Source organism: Providencia sp. PROV076, assembly GCF_028483405.1.
GTDB classification, from domain to species: domain Bacteria; phylum Pseudomonadota; class Gammaproteobacteria; order Enterobacterales; family Enterobacteriaceae; genus Providencia; species Providencia huaxiensis.
The window spans coordinates 1-1,248 of sequence record NZ_JAMPRR010000071.1; the positions used below are offsets into that span (position 1 = coordinate 1).

1 protein-coding gene is annotated in these 1,248 nt (G+C 50.2%); it reads left to right on the top strand.

All coding sequences use genetic code 11. The annotated features are described in order from the left end of the window. Nucleotides 1-71 precede the first annotated feature (71 nt). A protein-coding gene (locus PSF67_RS22000) for an IS3 family transposase (protein WP_094963266.1) occupies nucleotides 72-1,240 on the top strand; the annotation gives its coding sequence in 2 pieces (ribosomal slippage) (nucleotides 72-321 and nucleotides 321-1,240; 1,170 coding nt in all). The last annotated feature ends 8 nt before the right edge of the window (nucleotides 1,241-1,248 follow it).

The window sequence follows — 1,248 nt, forward strand, 5'->3', positions numbered from 1 at the left end:
GTAGTGGTTTAATAAATTTGGCCACCTGAACAGAGGTGATATGCTCACCTCAGAACAACACAGGTGCCTTAATGAAAAAACGAAATTTCAGTGCAGAATTCAGACGTGAATCAGCCCAGCTGGTTGTGGATCAGAACTATACAGTTGCAGATGCCGCGAAAGCCATGAATATCGGGCTTTCCACCTTGACGCGGTGGGTAAAGCAATTACGGGACGAACGGGCAGGCAAAACACCGAAAGCATCCCCTATCACGCCGGAACAAATTGAGATACGTGAGCTGAAGAAAAAAATTCAACGTATTGAAATGGAAAACGAAATATTAAAAAAGGCTACCGCGCTCTTGATGTCAGACTCCCTGAACAGGTCTCGGTGATCGGGAAACTCAGAGCGCATTATCCTGTGGCCACTCTTTGCTGCGTGTTCGGAGTTCACCGCAGCAGCTATAGATACCGGGAAAACCGGCCTGACAATCCGGACGGCAGGAGAGCCGTATTACGTAGTCAGGTTCAGGAGCTGCACGGCCTCAGTCATGGCTCAGCAGGTGCAAGAAGTATCGCTGTAATGGCAACACACAGGGGCTTCCGGATGGGACGATGGCTTGCCGGACGGCTAATGAAGGAGATGGGGCTGGTGAGCTGTCAGCAGCCTGTTCACCGGTATAAACGTGGCGGTCATGAACACATTGCTATCCCGAACCACCTTGAGCGACAGTTCGCAGTGACAGAGCCCAATCAGGTATGGTGCGGCGACGTAACGTATATCTGGACCGGTAAACGCTGGGCATACCTGGCCGTTGTACTCGACCTGTTCGCAAGGAAACCCGTGGGCTGGGCAATGTCATTTTCTCCGGACAGCAAACTGACAACCAAAGCGCTGAAAATGGCATGGGAAATACGAAATAAGCCATCCGGGCTCATGTTCCACAGTGATCAGGGTAGCCACTATACAAGCAGGCAGTTCCGACAGTTACTGTGGCGATACCGGATAAAACAAAGTATGAGTAGGCGTGGTAACTGCTGGGATAACAGCCCGATGGAGCGCTTCTTCAGAAGTCTGAAAAATGAGTGGGTGCCGGTGACCGGCTACATCAGCTTCAGTGAAGCAGCCCATGCAATAACGGATTATATCGTCGGGTATTACAGCGAAGTCAGGCCGCATGAATATAACGGTGGATTACCACCAAACGAATCAGAAAACCAATACCGGAAAAACTCTAAAACCGTGGCCAATTTTAGTTGACCACTACA